Here is a 25,792-nt window from a genome sequence, read left to right as displayed (position 1 = left end):
CTCAGTCGAACGATTTTGGATTGGAAATCGTCATTTTATATCTGGGTTTTTTGAATCTCTTTATTGAAATATTCCACTAAACCCTGGCGATTTAGTCATGTTGAGAAAACTTTAGCTGTTAGCCTTGAACTTAAGTTCAAGGCGGACGAGGAAGCTATCTAGAAGAGTATCCTAAAGGATAATATAATTTTTTTGTTAGGCAAGGGAATTGCAGAAAATTTTTGACGAAGTGTTAGTTTCCTATTTTGGCAAACTAATTTTAGATTCAGGTTTGCACAATGGGTGCAAATGCGATCGCACTTTCCCAACACATACCTGCGTGATTTTTCCATGCAGTTGGTCGATTATCCGGGTACTTCTCCCTTTTTGATTGGTTTGTTTTGGACTAACTGATAGCTTTTCGTGGTTTTTCGGTGAGGGTGCTGAGGGCTTGGCGATCGCAATGCTCAAAACAATTTTTACCATTTCTGGTAGAAGCAATTCATTAATTGCCCATATAACTTTGAAACTAGCTACAATTAAGCCAAATGTTTGCCATTCCACATTTAGGTGTAGCTTCTTTTAGACATCGCTCAAGCGCGTTAGAATACAGAATCGATTGTTACTCCTTAAACGGTAATTGACTTATGAGTCAACTAGAAAGCATTCAAGCTGAGTACGAAAAGTTTCCCGAACAATTTGAAAGTATAATTATTAGCACAGTTAGCCCAGAAGGAATACCTAATGCTAGTTATGCTCCCTTTGTCATGGATGATGCTAAGAATATTTATATTTATGTCAGTGGTCTGGCGACTCATACCAAAAATCTCCATACCAATCCTCATGTTAGTGTTTTATTTATTGAGGATGAAGCCAAAAGTAACCAAATTTTTGCCCGTACCCGTTTGAATTTTGATTGTACGGTAACTTTGGTAGAGCGCGAAACTGACAAGTGGAATCAAATTGTTGACAAATTTCAAGGACAATTTGGTCAAATTATAGAAATTTTGCGAGGCTTGTCTGATTTTCGCGTTTTCCAGCTAACTCCCCGCGAAGGTCGTTTTGTAGTGGGTTTCGGGGCAGCTTATCGCATCAGTGGTGATAACCTTCATCAACTTGTTCACATTACAGGAGATAGCAATCAAAAGCAAGAATGAATTAGAAGTTATAAATTATCAATTATTAGTTATCCAATTAAACTAAATTTTTTAATTTTATGCTTAAGTTTCAACCTCCTGGCTTTGGACATAAAGTCATCCATACATCCTTGGGGGCAATGGTTTATTACACTCAAACGAATGCACCTTGGGCACTTGCTGACACTGAAAATTTACCGCCACTTCTATTTCTGCATAACTTTGGTGGTGGTGCGTCTGCGTATGAATGGTCTAAAGTTTATCCGGCTTTTGCCTCGAATTATCAAATTTTAGCGCCAGATTTAATCGGTTGGGGAGAATCGGCTCATCCAGTTAGAGATTATCAAATTAAGGATTATCTAAGTACGATCGCTGAATTTATCATCCAAACTTGTCGCCAACCAGTCACAGTAGTAGCCTCGTCTCTAACAGCGGCTTTTGCTATCCGCCTAGCTATTACCCAACCAAATTTATTCCAAAGATTATTTTTGGTTTGTCCCTCTGGATTTAATGACTTTGGACAAGGTAGTGGACGCAGACTTCCGCTTTCAGTAATCAATACACCAGTGGTAGACGATTTTATTTATAGTCTGGGTGCAGAAAATGAAATTGCAGTGCGAAACTTTTTAGAAAGTTTTCTCTTTGCTAAACCACAACGAGTATCTCAAGAAATGGTAGAAGCTTATTTAACTTCTGCCCAACAACCTAATGCTAAGTTTGCCGCTTTAGCATTTTTGCGCGGTGAACTTTATTTTGATTTAAGTTTATATATTCAGCAATTAACAATTCCCACGGTGATATTTTGGGGAGAAAAAGCACAATTTACTAACATCAAATCAGGACGAAGATTAGCAAATTTAAATCCAAATGCAATTCAAAAGTTTTACGCGATCGCAGATGCCGGAGTTTTACCTCATTTGGAAGTCCCAGAAATTCTGATAGGCTTATTGCAGGGGTATCTAGGGTAGCTGGAGACGTTATCTAAACTGACAAGTCAGCACTACCTTAACTAACTGCTCTGGATTGACGGGCTTGGTAATATGCCATTGATAGCCATTGGCGATCGCTTGCTGGTAATCCTCCTCTCTTGCATAAGCAGTCAGAGCGATGGCCGGAATTTGCCCTCCTTTTTCAGGTGGTAGAGCGCGAATCTGTTGGATCAAGGAATAACCATCCACATCAGGCATCCCAATATCACTGACTAATACATTTGGTTGAAAAGATTCCAGGTTGTTCAACACTTCCACCGCAGAGGTAACAGCCATAACTTCTGCGCCATACTGAGTCAAGATGACTACTATTAGCTGGCGGGAATCAGGTTCGTCATCTACAACCAGGACTCGCATTCCACTGAGATCGGGTTCCTTTTCAAACACTGCCTCTGTCTGCTCAGGTTCTACCTCAAGGTTCGCCAACGGGAATTCTACTGTAAACGTTGCTCCCAACCCTTCGCCCTTGCTCTGTGCGGTAATGGTACCGCCGTGTGCTTCAACCAACTGACGGACGATGGCTAACCCCAACCCCAACCCACCAAACCTTCGAGTCGTTGAAGCATCTTCTTGCCGGAATGACTCGAAAATATAGGGCAGAAAGTCGGGCTTAATACCTTTGCCAGTATCGCTGACGGTAATTTGTGCGCGATCGCCTATTCGAGCCAATTGAATGTCTACCCGCCCATTTTGAGGGGTAAATTTGACGGCATTCGATAGCAGGTTCCACACGATCTGCTGAAGTCGATTTGTATCACCCAATACCCGCCCAATTTGAGGCAGCACCGAATGGAGGAGGATATTTTTGGCAACGGCGGCTGTCCTCACTGTGTCCATCGCTGCCTCGATGGCAACTACCAGATCGACACTCGCTATTTCCAGAGTCAGTTTGCCGCGGAGAATTTTGGCAGTATCCAATAGATCGTCAATGAGTTGGCTCTGAAGTCTGGCGTTGCGTTCAATTGTTGCCAAGGCTTCAGCCGTTTTAGCAGCATCAAATTGCCGAGTTTGCAGCAGTTGTGCCCAACCCAAAATGGGGTTGAGGGGCGATCGCAATTCGTGGGAAAGGATGGCCAGAAACTCATCTTTAACTCGGTTGGCACGTTCGGCTTGCTCTCGTGCTGCTTGTTCTCGTTGTAGCAGTTGCTCCCGTTCAGTTTCGGCAAGTTTGCGATCGGTGATATCATGCACCGTACCAACCACTTGATGCGCGAGTCCATCGGCTGTGCGAGTAGAAACTGTGTTGCGACTCCACAGCCAACGCCACTCGCCATTGGCATGGCGCATACGGTATTCATAATCAATCACTTCGCCTTCTTGAGCCTGATTAAGCCGCTCAAACTGTAGTCCAATGGCGGCAAAATCTTCGGGATAAATTAATTGAGCAAAGAGTTGATCCCCAAAAGCTTGAATCTGTTCGGGTGAATACCCTAACAGTTCACCAATTTGACGGTTGACATACACATTGCGCTGCTGTTGCATATCATATACGTAGAGCGTTCCCGGTATGGAATCGGCAATCTGTTGAATGAAGCGTTGGCTTTCCTGAAGCTTGAATTCAGCCTGCTTGCGCTCGCTAATATCAATTGTGCTACCGACAATTCGGGTTGGCTTACCATCAGGGTCTCGCGCCACGACTAAACACTGATCGAGGACATAAACATACTGGTTGGATTTATTAAGAATGCGATATTCTGAAGAAAAGTTATCTTCCTTTGCTATTACAGACAATGCCCGATCTTGTATAGATTGCAAATCATCGGGATGGATGCGATCTACCCACCATTGCCCTGTCGGTTCAGCTTCTTCTAACGAGTAACCGAATAGCTTGGTTAATCCATCTGTTCTTTCAATGCGATCGGATTCTAGATTCCAGTCATAAATCAAGCAGTTAACTGCCTTTGCGGCCAATTCAAAGCGTTCATTGGCGATTCTTAAACGTTCTTCACTTTCGCGTAGAGCAATTTCGGCTTGTTTGCGCTCGGTGATGTTGGTGTAGACACCCACGCTGCCCCTTGGCTGACCCGATTCATCAAATAGTGGCACGGCACTGCCGAACAAACTAAACACAGCATTATCCTGTCGAACCAGTTCGATTTCTACATCGCGCACTTCCACACCATGCTTTGCGGCGTACTCTACAGGAAGCTCATGTCCAAGCAGTTCTCGTCCATTTTGATAAAACTTGTACGGCAGTTGAGACTGTTTGGCTTTTGGAGTGACAGCCACATTCGTATCTGTGGGAATTTGTAGCAGCTTTGCATAAGCAGCGTTGACTTTTACCACGTGACAGTCAGGATCTTCTGCAAAGGCAATGTTAACTGGAATGACATTAAAGAGGGCTTGCAGTTCATCGATTCGACGTTGAAGTGCCTGGGTCAAATCTTTAATTTCTGCTTCGGTTACCTCAAGTTGGTTAAAGCTTTTACGGACTTGTGCTTGAGCCTTGCGGTGTGCGTCAAGAAACAGAGTAATGAGTATTCCTTCAAGGATGAATAGTGCTAGTTGGAGTCCACTGGCTAGGGTTAAATTCCAACTGTACTGTGGTTTTAAAAAATAGTAATGGGCAAACCCAGCACAAAGGAGAGTTGCCACAATTCCCGAATTTTGGCCTCCATAGAAAGCACTGACGGTGACTGCACCAAAAAATAATAAAAACGGAGCGTGTGTCAATTGAAGAACAGGGTCAAGTGCCAGCATGAGTAAAAAAGCGATCGCGACAGATGCCATCGCCACTCCATACCGCTTCAAATATTGGGTTTGGTTCAGCACATTTGTCCCATATTAGTAGTCGTTAACCCACCCTCAAGAACCACCAATAATAAAAACTGTCCAATCAGGTTGACTATTAGCGATACCAGTTTAACTAGATTAGAGGTTCGTGAGCGATCGCAGGATTATAAATTACACCAACCAGAGCCATAACATCAACTGTCTCTCAGCCATATTTCTTAAAAGCACTGTTCCAATAAATTCACCAATCAACATGAGACTAATAGCCGGATTTCTCACCACATCTCTCAAAACCTTGAGCAGGGGAGAGTTCAATGTGCCTTGTTCTTTTCCCTCTACCCCTGTGCCCCTCTGCATTTCAAACTTGTGAGAAATGCGGGTAATAGGGAAATGAGGAGACAAATCAATTCAAAATTCAAGAACTTCTGCCTTTTGCCTTTTGCCTGTTGCCCCATGCCCCATGCCCCATGCCCAATGCCTAATGACTAATGACTAATGACTTCAACGCTTTATCGATGCGATCGCCAGAAGCTTGTAAGTGGGCTAAGGTGTAAATATCAATATTTTCACTTAGTTGTTTGAGTCTGACATCTATGGCTGTTTGCAGTTGCCGCAATTCGTACCACGCCAGTGTCCGACCATCTTCAGGTGCATCATTAGTATGCAACATCATCCCTAGCAAAATATTCAGATATTCTTGTTGCAATGAACGCCGCATACTAGAAATCGGCTTGAATTCTCCAGGGTTTAAAACTTCTGTCCAGATGCTTGTTTGCAGGGTGTCGAACAATTCTGGAATCGAGAGTGCTTCGCCAGGCTGGGTTTTTAATTCTATATCTTGTAACCGATTTAAGCGATCGCCATCTAATAGCGATCGCAGTATCGCACTTTGGAAACTCAAAATGCGATCGTGAATCGGATAATCAAGGCGATAATTCGGTGCAAAACTACCCCAATGTCGCCAACGTGATGGGGCTAATTGATTCAATAATTGTCCTGAGAAATTAAAAGCCTTTTCACCAAATACATATTCTTGTAATTTAGTCAAGGCTTGACGTTGTTTTAATAATGAAACTGGCACAAATGCCCAGGATGTATCATCACCAGCATGGAGACGCCGAAACGATTGTCCAGCAATGTATTGAGAGAGCAATTTCGCATTACTAAAATAATATCCAAGTACTCTATCAAATAAGACGCGCAGGTTACTATAGCTTTCTCCTGGTGATAAATAACCCTTTTCGAGGCGCTGCAACATCACGCGGGCGTTATCCATTTGCCACTGGGAATAAACCAGCACATCATTACTCATATCCCAAACATTTGCTAAGGGATTGATATCTGAGATATCTTCATCTGTTGCGTAAGATAATTCTGGTTGCGGTGAAGCCAAGGCAATCTTTTCTAAAAAAGTTTTTTCCATTTCTGGAATTATTGGCTCAATTCTTGGCGATGGGTTGATTTTATAACCATACTCTATTGCCCATTGGTCGTATGGCCCCACAATTTCCGGGAAATAGTCCCCTTGCTCTGCTCCCTGTGGTGCTACATTCACAGGTAGATAGTCCATCACCGAACCGACTAAACCTTTAGTGTGAGTAATTTCGGTGTTATTTAACTCTTGAGGTGCTAACATGGCGCTGCCGTGAAAATTATGGCGCAAACCAAGAGTATGTCCCACTTCGTGAGCAATCAAAGAACGCAAATATTGATGCACATATTCTTGCATGGCTTCACTACTCGGTGTAGCGTTTTGCAAAATTGACAATGCCAGTGCCCCCATAGTTGCCTGATTTACAGACCCCATACCATAGCAGACATCAGAATTCTTTTGTGAAGTCAATGCTTGAGAGTTAGCAGTGTGCGACTGGAAACCGCTAACCGTTAGCCTTTTTCCCCATTCCCTATTTTTCTCAGGTAAATCTTCACCAGTGCATTGGGAGTTTAATCCCTTATTGTTTGACTCCACGTAGGTGTAATATGTTTGGCGAATTGAGCGCACCATATTGGCGTCCACAATAATATCTGCATCCAAAATTTCCCCGGTGAGTGGGTTGACGCGGGCTGGCCCTCTGGCAAAACCTCCATCCAAAGAATTGAACCAGCGAATAGTGTTGTAGCGTACATCTGCCGGTTGCCAATCAGCATCATCTGGCATTTGTTGTACTTGAACCGCATTTTGGAATCCAGCTTTTTCAAATGCTTTGTTCCACATCAAGACGCCTTCACGAATCGCATCTCGATACTCTAGTGGTACAGCATTTTCAATCCAAAATACAATTGGTTTTTTGGGTGGAGATAAAGAAGCGTTGGGGTCGGATGGTTCTAAATGCCAACGATTAATGTAACGAACAAATTCTTCTTGAGAGTGATTGTTAGAGAAATTTTGAAAGGCAGTAATAAAATATCCTACTCTGTCATCAGCAAGTCTGGGAACATAATCGTTGTTTTCTCTTAGCTGAGAAAAACTGTAGTGTACCTTGAGAGTCAGCGCTCTGCTATCGGGTACGCTGACTAAATCTGCTCCTTCTTGCGAAGAAAAACCATAAATTGAATCAATCTCTATGTTTTCGGGGAAGCTGTTAACATCTCCAAAATAAGACTTGCTTGGCTCTAAGTAATAATCAGCTTGCAAAGAGTATTTTAATAAAGAAGATAATCCGGGAAAGTCCTGCATTAAAAGGTTATCCAGGTCAATCAAAATATTTTTACTAAACGGATGAGTACCATCTATTGGTAGTGAATAAAGAACTGAATCGCTAAATGAACGAGCAAGCGATCGCTGTTCCGATTGACTTTCTGTCCGGAATTTCACATTCCGAACAACAAAATGCAATTTGTTGTTTATTCGTCGGAAATAAAAAAGAAAATCAGCTAGTGGTAATCCACTATAAATTCCATTTTCACCAATGCCCGATTCTAAGGTTACTGTGGCTAAATAGTTTTTATTTAACTGTTCTGGTTTAATTTCTAAATAAATTTTATCTGAGTCATGATTGCAATAAATTGTGAAGAGTCCCTCTAATTTATCTGAGCTTTTAGCTATTTCAATAAATCGCAAAAAATCATCTTTTCTACTATTGCCAAAACTATTGTCAGCACTTGCTAAGTTTTCAATTACTGGGAGTGCATTAAATGGCTGCAAATCAATATTTTCAAGTTGGTTGGCTGCTGCGTAATCTGTCACTAGTAACAAGTTGCACAGTAAAACTAAAAAAATTGCTAATTTCGCGACCCAGTATTTCATCCTTTGGCTTTCCACCTGAAGCAGTTATAGTGTTGACTAAATTTGCAAATAGCCTAAAAGTAATGTGACTTTTGATTGCTATTAGCCACTCTTCAGTAATTATGCGTTTTTAAGAAGAGATTATTTATACATAGAGTATCTATGTCTGAAGATATATAATTTCTATATCTAAAGACACATGTTTTTTAAGACTATATCTTGTATTAAAAGCCAAATGTAGCACTAAAATTGTATTGGGTGCTACATTTGCCATAGTCAGAAATTTCAAGCATGGGTTATGTAAATGTGGTGTGGCGTGACAAATCGGCGTATTTCCCAATAATCGTTCCTAATTTCAACTATTGCTACGGGATGCTAGTTATTGTGCCCTAGCATCAGACTTTCTTTAGGAGCAAGCTGATTTTGTGTAGTTGGAGAAAAAACGAGCGTTCACGCAGTGTACCGTAGGTATCGCTAAACTAAAACACATAAATAAGTAGTAAGTTATTTTAGTAAAATTTCTCGTTATTTTAATTTTTTTCCATATAGTTATTCACTCATCCCAAAAAAGCTTGCAGCTTCATCCTGATATTTTATCCTCGAACTATATCACTAACCCAATCTGCGGTTTGCAAATGAAGTGCTTATCCTATATATAGGACTTATATTTGATTTTTGAAAAAAATTCAGTACACCTTTATTCCTTCTTCCCAGTCCCCAGTCCCTAGTCTCTACGAGTAATTCAGGAATCAAATCGGATTGCTATATATATTGGCAGTTTTTGACTGCCATTTTTTATGAATTCGTGAGAAATCTAAGTGCAGTAGTTGTGTTCCATTACATCGGCTGCAATTTCAATTCTCCGATTCAGTGATTCAAACACTGCTGGATAAAGAACTGCTACAAGTGCAGAACACAGGATGCGGGTTTTTATTGGAGATTGCCTCAGGAACTTAAAACCCCAGTATTCCTACGTATTTCCATAGATAGATATGTAATTTATACTTGACTAGTGGAAAAAAGCTTTTTTGCTTGATACTTCGCGTATTTATGAGGATTGACATACATCAAATCTAAATGAAACAAGCTTTTTTCCTATGAGGCAAAAACTGAGTCAATAAAACACTCAATAGGTTTTATTGAATTAATTTATACTACCTTGTGCCCAGGGTTGGTTTTGAATTTTTACCTAATAATCAAGCTTATGCTTGCGTTGGACTGTTTTAGTAAGGATATTACAAAAACAGAGCCTATTTTGTTAAGCAATATTTTCTAAAAGCTTACATTTTTAGGTTGTATTCACTTTGCAATACTTGTCGGTTAAGGGGAAAAGGGAAAAGAAAAAACCTTTACCCTTTTCCCTTTACCGTTTTCCCCAAACCAAATTCCGAGTTCAAAATGTAAAACCCGAACAGTATTGATTCACTTTGTTAAGCTCTATTCTCTAAGCTCACAAATTGGCAAATATATTGTTGCTTAGAAATCACTTAATTCATAACAACCAGACTAATTATTTAAGAGAAATTCATTATGCCTTTGAATCCTAGAATCACCACAGATCGTGCCACAAAAGTAATGAATGTACAAATCCTATTCCTCGATACTTTTGTTGACGATATAGAAATTCTTCTCAAAGGAACTTTTCCTGGAATTGAAACTATTATTCTGTCAGCACAAGAAGACGGAGTAAAGCAAATTACAGAATTATTGAAACAACGCCAGAACGTAGAGACAGTTCACATTGTCTCTCATGGTGCGCCAGGATGTCTGTATTTAGGTAATAGCGAACTTAGTCTAAATACCTTGAAAGATTATGCGTCACAGTTACAGGAATGTTCGAGAGAAAATCTCAACTTACTTTTATACGGTTGTAATGTTGCTGCTGGTGATGCGGGAGAGGAATTTCTCAACAAACTACATTCCTTAACAGGCGCTAACATTGCTGCTTCCGCTACAAAAACGGGTAATGCAGCATTAGGAGGAGATTGGAATTTAGAAGTAACTGTGGGTGAGATTGTACCCCAACTAGCTTTTAGTTATCAAGCGATCGTAAATTATCCAGGTATTTTAGCCTCCACAGTAGCCATAAATAGTACCTTTAGCTTAACAGAAGTAAATGAAACACCTGTATTAAGTGCAGCCGCATCAGGTAGCCTTACTTACACGGAAAATGCCGCAGCTACCAAGATTAGTTCTACTGGTTTAAAGATTACCGATGTTGATAATTCTGAGATCGGCAGTGCAACTATTTCCATTACTGTTAACTATCAAAAAGGTCAAGACTTTCTCTCAGTTGTTGGCACATTACCTACAGGAATTACAGCAAGTGCGTTCGATATTGAAACAGGAAAAATTACACTCACTGGTAGTGCGACTCTTGCCAACTATACAACCGCACTCACACAGATAGCCTACAGTAATACCAGCGACAACCCTAATATCAATGCTCGTACTGTCAGCTTTACGGTTAATGATGGTACGAATAACAGTAATACTGTCACTCGTACTATTAATGTTAAGGCGGTAAACGATGCCCCCGGCCTCACGGGAACAGCAGCTACCCTGAACAATGGTGTAGAAAATACTGCTTACACCATCAGTGCCACTAGCCTTTTAGAAGGTTTCACAGATGTTGAGGGCGATACCCTTTCTGTATCTAAGCTCAGCGCTACCAATGGCAGTGTGGCTGACAATGGTAATGGAACTTACACCTTTAAGCCCAATGCTAACTACAATGGCTTCGTAACTCTTAACTACAACGTCATTGATGGCAACGGTGGCAGTACAGCAGCAGGTGGAATCTTTAGTCTAATGCCTGTTAACGATGCACCTGTATTAGGTGCAACTGCATCAGGTAGCCTTACTTACACGGAAAATGCCACAGCTACCAAGATTAGTTCTACTGGTTTAAAGATTACCGATGTTGATAATTCTGAGATCGGCAGTGCAACTATTTCCATTACTGGTAACTATCAAAAAGGTCAAGACTTTCTCTCAGTTGTTGGCACATTACCTACAGGAATTACAGCAAGTGCGTTCGATATTGAAACAGGAACAATTACACTCACTGGTAGTGCGACTCTTGCCAACTATACAACCGCACTCACACAGATAGCCTACAGTAATACCAGCGACAACCTTAATATCGATGCTCGTACTGTCAGCTTTACGGTTAATGATGGTACGAATAACAGTAATACTGTCAGTCGTACTATTAATGTTAAGGCTGTTAATGACTCACCTGTATTAGATGCAGTTGCATCTGATAGCCTTGCTTACACAGAAAAAGCCGCAGCAATGTTAATTAGTTCTACTGTTATAGAAATTAACGATGTTGATAATTCTGATATCAGCAGTGCAACTATTTCTATTACTGATAACTATCAAAAAGGTCAAGACATTCTATCAGTTCTTGGCACATTACCTATAGGCATCACAGCAGATGCATTCAACGCTGCTAAAGGAACAATTACACTCACCGGTAATGCTACTCTTGCCAACTATACAACCGCACTCGCACAGATAGCCTACAGTAATACAAGTTACAACCCTAATATCGATCCTCGTACTGTCAGCTTTAGAGTTAATAATGGTACAAATAACAGTAATGCTGTCACTCGTGTTATCAAGGTTACGGCTGTTAATGATGCACCTGTATTAGGTGCAGCTGCATCGGGTAGCCTTGCTTATATGAAAAAGAACATAGCTATCCCAATTAGTTCTACTGGTTTAAAGATTACCGATATTGATGATTCTGAGATCGGCAGTGCAACTATTTCCATTACTGGTAACTATCAAAAAGATCAAGACATTCTCTCAGTTCTTGGCACATTACCTACAGGAATTACAGCAGGTGCGTTCGATATTGAAACAGGAAAAATTACACTCACTGGTAGTGCTACTCTTGCTAACTATACAACCGCACTTGGACAGATAGCCTACAGTAATACCAGCAAAAACCCTAATATCTCCACTCGTACTGTCAGCTTTACGGTTAATGATGGTAGTGATGACAGTAATACTACCACTCGTGCTATTAACGTCGCAGTAGTATATACGGACTTAGGAACGCAATTACCATCATTTGTTGAAAGCTTCCGGAAGGTTGTTGTAGAAAAGCTAACGGCTAATCTAAACAGTATAGAAGTCACGCAGGAAAACAACCTAGTAAAATTAACATACTTAGGAGAACTAAACATTAGTGACTTAATTAATAAATTAGGAATAGGAAACACTAAAACATCATTCCTTCTAAAGAATTCTAGCCTAACTATAGAAGGGACAGGTCAGGAGCGCATATATAAAGTTTCCATTCCCAAAATTAATTTAGGTGATTTATTAGGCATAATCAAAGACTTGAGTAAAATTGATTTACCGACTGATATCAAAAATAAACTTTATTCTCTCGGAGATGTAGATTTAGTCTTATCCAATCAAGGATTATCACTCAGTTTTGCGAAGGAATTTAATTTAGATTTGGGAACAGTTTTCAGTTTTGATAGTGCTATTACTTTTATAAAGGAAACCGTCGATAAAATTACAAAGGAAATTCTTGGTAATTCTAATATCACATTATCTCAACTCAATTTTAATCTTTTAAAAAATGATGAAAAAAATCTGCAACTGGAACTGAATGGATTACTAAATAAAAACAATGTCGGATTCATTTTTGACAAAACCAAGACTATTTTTGACTATAAGCTCAAGGATAAAATTGATTTTAGTCAGTCGGCTTGGGCTGCTGAAATTCCTATTCTCAATTCATTTACGATAGAAAATCCTGAATTTATTCTCAGTAAGTCGGTATCCTCACTGAACGATCCAAAATTAGGTACTCTCAAATTAACCAAAGGATTCAACTTTATCGGCGATCTTAATTTTGGTAATGTTAATACTGATATTGGGAAATTTATTTATAGCTTAGGCATTGGTAAGATAGGGGCCAATATTGCCATCGATACGGCTGGATCGATTAGTTTTGCTGGTATTATTCCTAAATTGACTAATATTAAACTCTTCAGTCTAGGCGATTTTACTGCAATATTGAATAATGCTGCATTAAAGTTGAAAGTGAGTAAGAATAATAACTTATTTCCGGAGTTTGCAATTGCAGGAGGTTTAACTCTTAAAGGCTACGATCCTTTCCAAAATAATGAACCTGACCTAAATCTTTCTGGAGAACTGGCTCTCGATCTAAAGTCTCTGAAGGCGAGTTTTCAACTTGATGCAAAAAATAGCCCCTGGAAGAACCCCTTTGGACTGGATGGTGTAGAAGTTAGGAATTTAGCATTTGAGCTTGGTGGGAGTTATATAGCACCGTTTATTAATAATTTGGGATTTGCAGGAGACTTCAAGTTTGGGAAGTTATCTCTGAAAGGCGCTTTCTTGCAGAATACTTTCGATCCAACAAAAAATGCTTTTCAATTAACGGCAGAGAAGCCAATCAGCTTGGTTGACCTTTTATTGGGACCAGTTGGCTCTTATGGCTTGTCGAAAGCTGCTAGTAAAAGCACCATTATCACCGATGCACTAGGCATTGTAAATACAATCCTTGATGTCAGTGTTGTATCTATCGATGGACCCGACGAAGATCTAGAAATCGATCCACTTATCAAGCTTGTGCCTTTCGAGACAAAAATTGGCGACACAACATTAACACAAGGTATTGGTATTAATGGGAAATTAAGTGCTTGGGGAAAAGAAGCTACTTTAAATATTAATGCCAATCCATTCGTGACTAATCCAACCTTAACAGGGTCTTTGAAGCTTCCGGAAATTGACTGGGGATTTATGAAGCTTTCAGGAGCTAACGATCGGAACTTAGATTTAGCATTTAATGTATCTCCTACAGATCCAGGATCGTCATATCTCCGCGGCGACGGAAAGTTAGTAATTTTTGGTAAGACCGTTGCTAAAATTGACGTAGAAATTACTCCGACCAATGTCAATATCAAAGATTTCGATTTGGATTTGGGATTTGTAGCGTTAGACATTGACAATCTTTCAGTAACCATTAACAAAAATGCTCTCACGAAGAGTACGGTTACCGGATCGGGTAAGGTGAAGTTTTTCGGAAAAGATATAGCAACAGCTAGCATTGATGTCAATTCATCTCATTTTATAGCTAAGGCTAACCTTGATTTATTCGGTGTTCTGAAAATAGAAAATGCAGTATTTTCTATCAACAAAAAAGACAACACAATTGACATTGGAGGTAATGCCACAATATTCGGTCAAAAATTAGATAGCAAGATAAGTATAGAAAACAACAAGCTGACCGTTGCAGGTAAAATAACCCTAGATATTGGTATTGGTACGATCGCTGCTGGTCTTACTATTACCTCAGATGGCACAGCTGCTGGTTCAAAGGTGAGAGTAGACTATAACGTTGGTAATTTGGTAAAAGATAAGACTTACGAGGTATCGCTAGCTCCTCTGACGAGTGTTGAGACTTTGCTTAAAGAGGCGATCGTTACATCTGTTGGTAAAGCTGCTGAGCTTATAAATAGCGCGATCGATACTGCGGTTAGTGGATTCAATATAGTCAGTTCAGCTGTATTAAATACCTACAATAAAGTTTTTGAATTTGGTAGTAATATAGCGAATTCGGCTTATAAAGCGTTTGAGGGTGTATATACAAGCATCTTCGGTAAGAGTAGTGATGGGGTAGATCAAAAGTTTGGTAGCGAAAACAACTTCATTACTCCAGGAGCAGGAAAAGACAAAATACGTGGTGGAAATGGAGACGACACAATCCTTGGTGGGCGTGGAAATGACGTACTCTATGGTGAAGGGAATAACGACAGAATTGATGGCGAATGGGATAATGACTTTATCTCCGGCGGATGGGGTAATGATTCACTCTTTGGGGGAGATGGTAACGATCGCCTTAACAGTGATGAGGGTGATGACCTTCTTGATGGTGGCTCTGGTGATGACTATCTTGATGCCTGGACGGGCAACGACACTCTCAAAGGTGGGGATGGCAACGATTTCTTAACAGGTGGTAATGACAACGACCTTCTCTTTGGTCAGGGAGGTAAGGATGTCCTTCACGGTGATGATGGTAACGATACTCTCTATGGCGAAGATGACGGCAAACAAGGAAAAACCTACAACGGTAGCTACGACGATGACATCCTAGACGGTGGCAATGGTAACGACTATCTTTATGGCGGTCTTGGCAACGACCTTCTCTACGGTCAAGAGGGCGACGATTACTTAAACGGTGGGGACGGCAAGGATTATCTCCACGGTTATAAGGGAAATGACACCCTAGATGGCAACACTGGGGATGATGTTCTCTATGGTCAGCAAGGTAACGACATCCTTTACGGTGGAGATGGCAACGATTATCTCTACGGTGAAGACGATGGCAAGCAGGGCCAAACCTACGACGGTAGCTATGATAACGATATCCTAGATGGCGGTGCTGGTAACGACTATCTTTATGGTGGTGTTGGCAACGACACCCTCTATGGTAATACTGGCAATGACATCCTAAACGGTGGAGACGGGAATGACTATCTCAATGGTTACATGGGTAAAGACATCCTCGATGGCAACAATGGCGATGACCTTCTCTTCGGTCAGCAAGACAATGACATCCTAAACGGTGGAGATGGAAATGATACTCTCTACGGCGAAGATAACGGCACACAGAATCAAACATACGACGGCAGCCAAGACAATGACATCCTAAACGGTGGAAATGGTAACGATTATCTTTATGGGGGAGTAGGTAGTGACATCCTCTATGGTGAAGAGGGCGACGATTCCTTGAGCGGTGGGGATGGCAAGGATTATCTCAATGGTTATAAGGGGAATGACACCCTTGATGGCAACAATGGCGACGACCTTCTTTTCGGTCAGCAAGGTAACGACATCCTTTACGGTGCAGATGGCAACGATTCTCTCTATGGCGAAGACGACGGCACACAGAGTCAAAGCTATGACGGTAGCCAAGATAATGACACCTTATATGGTGGAAATGGCAACGATCTTCTTGTGGGTGGTCTCGGTAACGATCTTCTTGTGGGAGGACTTGGTGCAGATAAGTTCATCTTTAACAGAGCAAATGAAGGAACCGACCGTATTAAAGACTTTAATAGGCTAGAAGGAGATAAGATTTTGATTACTGCTTTAAATTTTGGAACAGGAGTTACTTTACAGCAGTTCAATTTCAACTACAGCACCAACACCTTGTTCTTCAACAGTCAGCAAATTGCGATTTTAGATAACGTCACTAATAGTAACTTTTCTGTCAGTCAAGATGTTACTTTAGTATGACCTTTTCAGGTCATGGGTTACACTTAATGACAAATTATAGGAAGTTTGAAACTTTGTAGCTACTTACAACCTCCCTCAAAAAGGGGGGTTTTTGTATTTAAATAGTAAATAATTAAAACAGTTTTTTTTATAAGTATTAAATTCTTAAAACTTTTTATTAAAACATTTATTGAGAATCCAATTTAATTTAAAGAATCTAATTTTTTATAATTGAATTTTATCTCCATTTTTTTCTACTTTCGCCTGTTCCCCTAACCTTGTTATCTCTTAATTTTTGAAAAATTGCAGTTTTCATATGGAAGGAGGTTTATATTGACAATTGGGTAACAAATCACTGTATTTAAAAAATCACCTCTTCCCCAGGATTTAAAAACCTTTAATTTTTCACAAATGAGATATGCCTTTTGTTAGAAGGATAATTAGTTTTTTCTAGTTAATCTTTATTTGTAGTGAAAAAAAGCAACTTAATTCCCATGAAAAATTTGATTTCTAACGCGATTGGTCATATCAGTTCTCTGCTTCAAGGACTTCAGGTAAAACGTTTTTTAGCTGTTGCGTTAGTTGGTTTTCTAGTGCTGACGACGAATATTACTTCTGGGTCTAGTAACCAAGATTTAGGACAGAGAGTTCGTCAACAGGTAGAGCAAAATGATGCTCAAAGACCGAAAACAACAGGCCAGTGGAATCGAGAAGCTCGTGAAACCGAAGGCTCTCCTGGCGAACGGCTTCAAAGAATTGGACAACAGTCAGGAGAAGCCTTTAAAGAATTCGGCTCAGGGTACGTACAAGGTGCTAAGGAAACTGCCCGTGATGTAGGGAATAGTCCAGCAAAGACCGGGCAAAATCTCTCCAACCAAGTTCAACGCTAAATTCTGTCTGAAAACTGGTATATAGCGGGCAATAGGCAAATAAAGTCTCTGGATGTAAGGGTTTTACGAGTGGTTTATGTCCTAAATTATGCTTCAACTGCTATATCTACAGTTTTTAGTTTAATCGAATACAAGATATCCTCGGAGGAACAGCATTGCTGTTCCTTTGCCTATGTTATATTTATAACTCAAACTTGGGCAATGAATACGTTACTACCGAAGAAAAGTATTAGGCGAATAGAATTCGCTACTAGACAAACGAAGTCCACCTCCGTGGGCTAACTTTTTCTGAATTTTGCTCGATTTATCTGTATTCAAAAATCTATATTAATACCAAATAAGTTAGTTAAATAGCTTTAGATAATATAGGAGTCCGATTTGAGTTATGAAAAAATCTAAGTATTTGTAGGGTGTGTTATGGCGTAGCCTAACGCACCTAAATCGTTAACTGGTGCCGTACCCTCAGGCTAACGCAATGCTAGTCCGCTCAAGTCGGGAAACCCGTCCATGCGGCTGGCTCCCCTACGTCTATTTCTCCAAATCAAATATGAGTCCTATATCGTAGCAAATTGAGCATAAATAAACTTATTTATATAAAGCTTATTAACTGAGTTTATGCAATAAATAATACTGTAAATTTAATTTTATTACTTAAAATACAAGTTAGTTGTACCCCCCTTAAAAAAATTGCTACACCCCATGTTAAGTAGTGGAGTTTACTTTTTACTCTAATGTAGAAAACGTTTTTTCTAAATATCAGACGGTTTGAGTTTTTATCTTTCCTTAGTAAATAAAGGATATTTTCGCGTTAATTTTTCCAAAAAACAGGAAGACTTAAGTAGAAAGCGAGTAATATAAAGAGCGGAAATTACTGTAAAGCTAATTAATAGCTATGTTTATTTGTACCCACTTACTTAGCAGCCTAAGTAAAAATTTTGGTATCTTTTTTAACTATAAACTAAATGTCGATTAACATTCAAATAACAGTTGAGTAAGCGCTTGAAAACATGGAAGAATAAAGAAATACGAAGGCAGTTAATAAAAAAGTAGATTCATACTTACGCGAGATGAAACAATTTAAGGGCACGCGAAAGCGGGGACTTGTGCTAACTTCTGCTGGGTTGCAGCGCTTACAAGCGGCGATCTTAGCTGTAGAGAAGACACAAAATAAAGGCGATCGCTTTACTCTAGAAGAACTACGGATTCGGATGAATGTTTCTACCAAAACTCTGAGTCGATTATGGTCATTGAATACAGGCGTAGATCAAAAAACCCTAAAGTTGTGCTTTAGTGCCTTTAATCTAGAACTAAGTAGCGAAGACTATACAATCTTAAATGAGCCGAATAATACACCAAGCAACAAAAGTCTCTCGTTGAGTGTAGATACAGAAGAAGTAAATTTGTCCCAGCCTTTATACACAGACTTATTTGTTAACCAAGACCATGAACCATTGGAAAATCTTTGGTCATATCCAGATGGCCCGGTAGCTCTAGATTCGCCCTTTTACGTCGATCGCCCCCCGATTGAGGAGCTAGTTTATCGAGAAGTCACTCAACCAGGCTCTGTGATCTGGATTCGAGCGCCAAGAGAGATGGGTAAAAGCTCTCTGGTGCTGCGGCTGTTAGCTTTTGCACAGATGCAGGGTTATCACACAGTGAACTTAAACTGTAACCAAATCGATGCCAGCTGTCTGACAGACTTAAACAAGCTTTTGCGTTGTCTTTGCTGGCGAGTTGCAACAGAATTAGGTATTGACCCGAAGCTAAATGATAACTGGAATGAGGAAATAGGCTGTAAAATTAGTTACATATTATACTTAAAATCTTATTTGCTTAAGCAGCTCGAAAGCCCAGTAGTTTTTGTGTTAAATGACGTTGACAGCTTTTTTGAACATCCTGAAGTTGCTCAGGATTTGTTTGCTTGCTTCCGCTCCTGGTATGAAGCAGCACGGCAAGATACTAACTTGCAAAAATTGAGGTTAGTGGTAGTTTACTCTACAGAAGTCTATGTATGGCAGGATATAAACCACTCACCATTGAATATAGGCCTACCTATTCGTCTAAATGAATTTACTGAAAAACAAGTAGAATATTTAGCCCAACGACATGGGTTGAACTGGTCTGCTGATAAAGAGGTTAGGCAACTGATGTCGCTGGTGGGGGGGCATCCAGCATTGGTTAGGATTGGTTTGTATTATCTATGCTGTCAAGCAATTACTTTAGAAAATCTCATAGAAGAGGCGATCGCTAATGGCGGCATTTACCGCTACCATTTATGGCGACATTGGTCAATCCTTCAAGAAAAACCTCATTTAGCCAAAGCATACGCTGAAGTTGTGACTAAAAAGCAAAACAGTTCGCTCAATCCCGTTGATGTTCATAAACTCGAAAGCTTGGGGGTGATTCGCTACGAGGGCGATCGCATTTTACCGCGCTGCGAACTCTACCGCGCTTACTTTGAAAAGCAACTATCTACAATTGTTGAATAATCGGCCTGGAAGGCAAAAGTAAAAATAGAAAAGTCAAAACAAAGAAGTCTTGTTTTCTAGGCTTTTTAACTATTTCAGATGCTAAGTTTATTTGCGGCGTGATGTCAGATTACAGGTTCGCCAAAATAAAGCAAGTATTTTAAATAGTTCAAAAACCTACCTATAAACTTTTTACTTTTTACTTTTGCTTTGGGGTACTACCTATTTATATATTAATCGTCCTTCGGTATTACTGTTAAGAAGTTGGTGAGAGCTAAAGTATTCCTCAAGAACATTCTGAGCAGATGTTGTTACTACTTTTGCATCGCCTAATTTTGTCAATTCTTCAGGAGTTATGCCTAGACATACAATTGAGCTTTTGTAAAAATATTCCTGTAAACATATAGTGTATTGCTTATCTGCCTGCACAGGAGTTTCATTAATGCTTAAAGACTCAAGTCTTTTTTCTGCATCATTGTAAACTGCCTTAATACCTTTATTTACCTGAAAACATTGACTTTCACCCGGTTTTCTGTTTTCTGGTCTCATGATATATGTAAATATTTGAGTGAGTTGTTGACCAGTAACTTTAAGTCTAAAAAGCGGGCCATCATAAGGGTAAGCTCCTTTAAGATCGCTCAATGTAACTAAAGGGCCTAACTGCTTTACACGTATTGAACCACTTGCTACCAAAACTACATCAGACATAACTGATTCAGCTAAACCATCAGTAATTAAGTTACCTAATTCAGTTTCTATTTCACGCTTAGGATGGGTCAATTGACGTGTTAACCTGCAAATCAGTCTATTATACTTGCGGTCTACTTCTTCTTTGAAAATGTTAATAAACTTTTCTAATTCTGGATCTGGCTCTGCAAGATTTTTATCTACAGGAATGAGTTGCCACTTCCATTCAACAATGCTATTAGTATCGTCGTCCACCGTAATATCGAAGCGTCCAATTTGGTCTGTACCAACTCCTGCTTGTGTAATCAAAATGTTGTTGACTTGGGCTGGTTGTTCTAAAAATGTATGAGAGTGCCCGCCAATTATCATATCTACGCCCCAGGCCGGATCTAGCATTGCAGCTAATTTTTTATCTTCTTCAAAACCGATATGTGTCAGAAGAATTGTCAGGTCAATGTCATCATTTTTGTATGCGTTGCAAATCTTACCTACTTCTGCTGCTGCATCTTCCAAACTGACAAACGTACCTATACTCGTGTCAAGTCTTAATGAATTAAGCACTTCTTCAGTTACAACTCCGATGAACATAATATCAAATCCATCTACATTTAGGATCAGATAGGGATTCATCAATCGTTTATTGTACTTTTTAATATATAAATTGGCATTGACGATGGGAAAATTTGCCATCTTTTCCAAGAAAAGTAAGTGAGGAAATCCATAATCTAATTCGTGGTTTCCTAAAGTTACTACGTCAGGAGCAAGGAAATTCATAATTTCTATGGTTGAAATACCTTTGTATTCGGCATCAATCATAGATCCTTGAACCATATCACCAGAAATGACAAAAAGTGTATTTTTCTCTTCTTGACGCACTTTATTCAAATATCCTGAAAGCAGCGACAGCCCACCAATTAGATGACCCTCGGCACCCTTCGCTTCTGCCAAAAAGTCTCCATGCATATCATTGGAATGTAAAATTGTAAATTTTTTAAACCGTTCTGTAGTCGTCGTCATCGTTTTTTACCTCAAATAATTAAGCTGATTGGCAATCGCATCATATCACGCAGCTAAATCGAACTTAGAGCTTATTTATAAAGTAAAAATAAAATTAATGTACTGAAAAGGTGAGATCATCTGCTGGATTATCGTGATTACATTTAAAGAGCGATCGCTGGTTGCTAATTCAGCCAATTGAACTATACAAATGGTAAAATTTTCTTGACATTTGAAGTAGTTTTAGCTTTAGCTAGCAAAGCGATCGCAGCCGAAGTAAGTAGGCACGATTAAAGAAAACTATGTTAATAACAGTAAAATAAATAACAGTGCTATGGTATGATTGAAACCACAGTTAACAAACAATACAACGGTCTAGCATCTGTGTACGATCGCCGTTGGAAAAAGTATATTTCTCATACACTTTCTTTTCTCAAAAACTGGGCAGAAATCTCACCACTAGATACTGTACTTGATGTTGCTTGTGGAACGGGTGAGTTTGAAAAGTTGCTATTAACTGAAAATTCAACTCTAAAAATTGTCGGAGTAGATATTTCAGAAAAAATGTTAGCAATTGCTCAAGAAAAATGTAAAATTTATCCCCAAGTTTCATTTCATACTGCCAGTGCATCAGCGTTACCATTTGCTGACAATAGTTTTGATGTAATTGTGTCTGCCAGTTCATTCCATTACTTTAACGATCCATTGGCAGCATTAATAGAAATGAAGCGCGTACTCAAACCTAATGGCAAAGTTGTAATTCTCGATTGGTGTAAAGATTATTTATTTTGCCAAATTTTGGATATTATATTGAAGATTTTTGACCCAGCACACCAGCAATGTTATACCCAAGAAGAATTTCATAGTTTCCTGACTTGTGCAAATTTTGTAATTTCTCGTGCAACTAAAGTTCGTTTTGGTTTGTTTTGGGGATTAATGGTAGCTACAGCCCAGGTAGGGGGGCAAGACCCTCTGCCCCCCTGCCTCTAAACGCGATAAAATATTTTTTTTGTTTGTCGTCCTTCAAAAAGCAAATCTGGGTGTGGATTCTGGGATATCCTTAAGTAAGTGAAAGATTTGCCAAAATAAAGTAAGAATGAAGCTGGCAGCAAGAGTAAGTCAGGTAACACCTTCTTTAACCTTAGCGATCGCAGCCAAGGCTAAGGCAATGAAGGCAGAGGGAATAGATGTTTGTAGTTTTAGCGCTGGAGAACCAGATTTTGATACCCCAGCGCATATCAAGGCCGCAGCGGCAAAAGCTTTGGATGAAGGCAAAACCAAATACGGTGCAGCAGCCGGAGAACCAAAGTTAAGGGAAGCGATCGCCCGTAAGCTTAAAACTGATAACGGTCTTGATTATAAATCCGAGAATGTCATCGTCACCAATGGCGGTAAGCATTCTCTGTACAATTTGATAGTGGCTCTAATCGATCCAGGTGATGAAGTCATCATCCCTGCACCCTACTGGCTAAGTTATCCAGAAATGGTGACCTTGGTGGGTGGAGTTTCGGTAATTGTCCCCACAGATGCAAGCACAGGCTATAAAATTACTCCCGAACAGCTGCGTAAAGCCATCACGCCCAAGACAAAGTTATTTATCCTCAACTCTCCATCTAATCCTACGGGGATGGTTTACACGCCAGCTGAAATCAAAGCATTGGCAGAGGTAATAGTTGATGCAGATATCTTTGTCGTCTCTGATGAAATTTACGAAAAGATTCTCTATGACGGTGCAGAACATATCAGCATTGGTTCTTTGGGTCAGGAAATTTTTGACCGGACTTTAATCAGTAATGGATTTGCTAAGGCTTACTCCATGACTGGGTGGAGACTTGGCTATTTAGCAGGGCCAGTGGAAATTATTAAAGCCGCGAGTACCATCCAAGGACATAGTACATCTAACGTCTGTACCTTTGCTCAATATGGAGCGATCGCTGCCTTGGAAAGTTCCCAAGACTGTGTAGAAGAAATGCGTCAAGCCTTCGCCAAACGCCGACAGGTAATGTTAGACAGACTCAACGCCATTCCCGGACTGAGTACCGCTAAACCAGATGGCGCTTTTTATCTCTTCCCCGACATCAGCAAAACAGGTTTGAAATCCTTGGAATTTTGCGACGCCTTACTACAAGAACATCAAGTCGCAGTCATTCCCGGAATTGCCTTTGGCGCTGATGACAACATTCGCCTTTCCTACGCCACCGATTTGGCAACGATTGAAAAAGGGATGGATAGGTTAGAGAAATTTGTGAAGTCGCGTATTTAATGATTTGTCATTTGATTTAAAAATAAAAATGTCCTCTTCTAACAGGGAGGGCTTTTTTTATATAGCAGGCAATAGGCAATAAGGTTCTAGAAGATTGAGTGTACTGAGTTTTTTTTCAAAAATCATTATACTTGTGCCTCGCCTCTTCCCTGTTCCCTCTCTACTCAAATAATTTCAAAAATCAAACCGGATTTTTATATATCAATTATGATTAAAATCTCTGTGCCTGAGAGCCTCTTCATGTCCTCGCGCTCTTGCTTTTCTATATAGCTTTTCACCTCTGACTATCTCTTCATATTGTTGCTCATAGGGAGTGAATCTGATGGATTCTTGTCTTCCTAAACCCAAGATACCAAAGGTACAGAGGCTATTATAAAACAGTTCATGTACCCGCTTTTGAAGTATCTGATTGAAATATATCAAGACGTTACGACAAAGGATGACATTAAACTCATTAAAAGAACTATCTGTTGCTAAATTATGCTGAGCAAAAACAATATTTTCTCTTAAAGATGCTCGAAAAATAGCATTGTCATAAGCTGCCGTATAATATTCAGAAAAAGACCTTTTGCCCCCAGCTTTGAGGTAAAGATGAGTATATTCCTGCATTAGTTTTAGAGAAAAAATACCACTTTTAGCATTTTGTAATACTTTTTCATTAGTATCAGTTGCATATATACGGCAGCGGTGATAAAGCCCTTCTTCTTCTAGTAGAATTGCCATTGAATAGACTTCTTCACCGGTGGAACAGCCAGCGTGCCAAATGCGAATAAAGGGATAGGTTTGCAAGAACGGGATAACTTGAGTTCTAAAGGTGTTGTAAAAGCTGGGATCGCGAAACATTGATGTTACATTCACTGTCAGAGCCAGCAAAAATCTTTCTAAATTGTCACGGTTGTGAAGTAAGCGTTCTTGCAAAGCAGAAATATTAGCTAACCCTTCTAAATGCATAAAGCCGAGAATACGGCGCTTAATTGAGGAAAGGGCGTAATTGCGGAAGTCGTAACCATAGTACTCATACACCCCTTGCAACAGCAAACGTATTTCTATGTCCTCCAAGCTAGGTTTGGGCAAAGTCATAATAATTCGTAATTCGTAATTCGTAATTCGTAATTCGTAATTTTTAACTCATGCATGAATTAGCTTTTTGAAAGAATGCTTCTGCAATTGGGGTCATTTCTATGATTAATGTTTGAGGCTGGTCAGGTTTTGCTAATTCAAGTGAATCTTACGACGAAAAGAGTTCTTGGAGGGATTAAATTTTAAATTTGATAATGGTGCTAATTTTGGGCTTCAGTTTAACCAAGTGGCTGTTACTCCTAAAACAGCGATCGCAATTATTGAAATCCCAGCTAGCAATCTCACTTGGTGACGCAGATTTTTAATCTCTTGGTTGAGATTTTCAGTCTGTAGTGCAGAATATGGTTGAATCGGTGCAACTTCAATGGCTATTTCTCGCGGTTTAGCTGGGGTAGTTCCAAAAGTCACCTGAGAATGTAACCAATCAGCAATCAATTGCGGGCAGTTCTTTTTAAACCAATTAAAAGCCAAGGTTCTAAAAACTGGTTTGGACATCCGGGCAATTAATTTCATCAACCTGTTTACAGGTTTTACGGGAAGCTTTTGATTGATTAGGTTAACCGAGCCAACATCATACAGACAATCCAGAATTAATTTCACAGTGGCTTCCTCACTGTTAATCAAGTTTTGCAGTAGTAGCAAAACGTCATGCATACGCTCTGCTTCAATATATTTTTCTGCCAATATTTCTGGAGGAATGAGTGATGTATTTAGAGAATTTTGTCTTACTATTGTCATATTTGAAACATAACAGGTATGTTAATGTCAGTACACCTATCTACCGAGAGAAACATCTTTTATCTAGAGAAATAACCGAAAAAGTTGCATGAAACAAAGGCATTTCCTCTAAATACAGAAGTTATATAGATTATTTTATTACTGAAGTCAATTTCCTGTCATTGATATTGTTTTGACAAAAAAGGGATTGGGGCATGGGGCAAGCAGGAGGTGTGGGGGGTCTGGGGGGTCTGGGGGGTGTGGGAGGATGGGGAAGAAATCTTTCCCCCCAGTCCCCAGTCCCCAGTCCCCAGTCCCCAGTCCCCAGTCCCCAGTCCCCAGTCCCCAGTCCCCAGTCCC

General features: G+C 39.8%; 13 protein-coding genes. 7 read left to right on the top strand and 6 right to left on the bottom strand.

Features of this window, described 5'->3' with window-relative positions; genetic code table 11:
• Nucleotides 1-240: 240 nt before the first annotated feature.
• A complete protein-coding gene (locus tag H6H03_RS25455) occupies nt 241-543 on the bottom strand; it encodes a hypothetical protein (protein ID WP_190957844.1) in 303 nt (100 codons plus the stop codon).
• Nucleotides 544-626: 83 nt separating this feature from the next.
• Between H6H03_RS25455 and H6H03_RS25450 the strand changes: the two genes are divergently transcribed.
• Together H6H03_RS25450 and H6H03_RS25445 are read left to right on the top strand one after the other, a co-directional pair.
• A complete protein-coding gene (locus tag H6H03_RS25450) occupies nt 627-1,136 on the top strand; it encodes a HugZ family pyridoxamine 5'-phosphate oxidase (protein WP_190957843.1) in 510 nt (169 codons plus the stop codon).
• A 59-nt stretch (nt 1,137-1,195) separates the two neighbouring features.
• Nucleotides 1,196-2,083, top strand: a complete 888-nt coding sequence (locus H6H03_RS25445; protein WP_190957842.1) for an alpha/beta fold hydrolase — start codon at nt 1,196-1,198, stop codon at nt 2,081-2,083.
• Between the two features lie 9 nt (nt 2,084-2,092).
• Here the strand turns inward: H6H03_RS25445 and H6H03_RS25440 are convergent, their stop codons facing one another.
• Entirely contained in the window at nt 2,093-4,876 is a 2,784-nt protein-coding gene (locus tag H6H03_RS25440) for a PAS domain-containing protein (RefSeq protein WP_199339088.1), read from the bottom strand.
• A gap of 439 nt (nt 4,877-5,315) precedes the next feature.
• Complete coding sequence (locus H6H03_RS25435; RefSeq protein WP_190957841.1) at nt 5,316-8,084, bottom strand: zinc-dependent metalloprotease; 2,769 nt, start codon at nt 8,082-8,084, stop codon at nt 5,316-5,318.
• A 1,509-nt stretch (nt 8,085-9,593) separates the two neighbouring features.
• On the opposite strand from H6H03_RS25435, the gene H6H03_RS25430 reads away from it, so the two are divergent.
• From H6H03_RS25430 to H6H03_RS25420, 3 genes are all read left to right on the top strand, one after another.
• Nucleotides 9,594-16,352, top strand: coding sequence for a DUF4347 domain-containing protein (locus tag H6H03_RS25430; RefSeq protein ID WP_190957840.1), 6,759 nt, complete (start codon nt 9,594-9,596; stop codon nt 16,350-16,352).
• Between the two features lie 473 nt (nt 16,353-16,825).
• Nucleotides 16,826-17,221, top strand: coding sequence for a hypothetical protein (locus H6H03_RS25425; protein ID WP_190957839.1), 396 nt, complete (start codon nt 16,826-16,828; stop codon nt 17,219-17,221).
• Nucleotides 17,222-18,288: 1,067 nt separating this feature from the next.
• Nucleotides 18,289-19,710 carry an AAA-like domain-containing protein gene (locus H6H03_RS25420; protein ID WP_190957838.1) on the top strand — a complete coding sequence of 474 codons (1,422 nt, stop codon included), beginning with the start codon at nt 18,289-18,291 and terminating at the stop codon, nt 19,708-19,710.
• Nucleotides 19,711-19,911: 201 nt separating this feature from the next.
• On the opposite strand, the gene H6H03_RS25415 is transcribed toward H6H03_RS25420, so the two are convergent.
• Nucleotides 19,912-21,393 (bottom strand): bifunctional metallophosphatase/5'-nucleotidase, encoded by a 1,482-nt coding sequence (locus H6H03_RS25415; RefSeq protein WP_190957837.1) that lies wholly within the window; start codon nt 21,391-21,393, stop codon nt 19,912-19,914.
• A gap of 318 nt (nt 21,394-21,711) precedes the next feature.
• Between H6H03_RS25415 and H6H03_RS25410 the strand changes: the two genes are divergently transcribed.
• Together H6H03_RS25410 and H6H03_RS25405 are read left to right on the top strand one after the other, a co-directional pair.
• A complete protein-coding gene (locus H6H03_RS25410) occupies nt 21,712-22,362 on the top strand; it encodes a class I SAM-dependent methyltransferase (protein ID WP_190957836.1) in 651 nt (216 codons plus the stop codon).
• A gap of 106 nt (nt 22,363-22,468) precedes the next feature.
• Nucleotides 22,469-23,635, top strand: coding sequence for a pyridoxal phosphate-dependent aminotransferase (locus H6H03_RS25405; protein WP_190957835.1), 1,167 nt, complete (start codon nt 22,469-22,471; stop codon nt 23,633-23,635).
• Between the two features lie 201 nt (nt 23,636-23,836).
• Here the strand turns inward: H6H03_RS25405 and H6H03_RS25400 are convergent, their stop codons facing one another.
• Both H6H03_RS25400 and H6H03_RS25395 read right to left on the bottom strand, forming a co-directional pair.
• Nucleotides 23,837-24,715: a CheR family methyltransferase gene (locus tag H6H03_RS25400; RefSeq protein ID WP_190957834.1), complete on the bottom strand. Its 879-nt coding sequence runs from the start codon at nt 24,713-24,715 to the stop codon at nt 23,837-23,839.
• Nucleotides 24,716-24,928: 213 nt separating this feature from the next.
• Entirely contained in the window at nt 24,929-25,453 is a 525-nt protein-coding gene (locus H6H03_RS25395) for a hypothetical protein (RefSeq protein ID WP_190957833.1), read from the bottom strand.
• Between the last annotated feature and the right edge of the window lie 339 nt (nt 25,454-25,792).

The sequence above is a fragment of the Nostoc paludosum FACHB-159 genome (genome assembly GCF_014698835.1).
GTDB lineage: Bacteria > Cyanobacteriota > Cyanobacteriia > Cyanobacteriales > Nostocaceae > Nostoc > Nostoc paludosum.
Note: the sequence above shows the minus strand (reverse complement) of the source record. Positions and strands in the feature narration are given on the sequence as shown.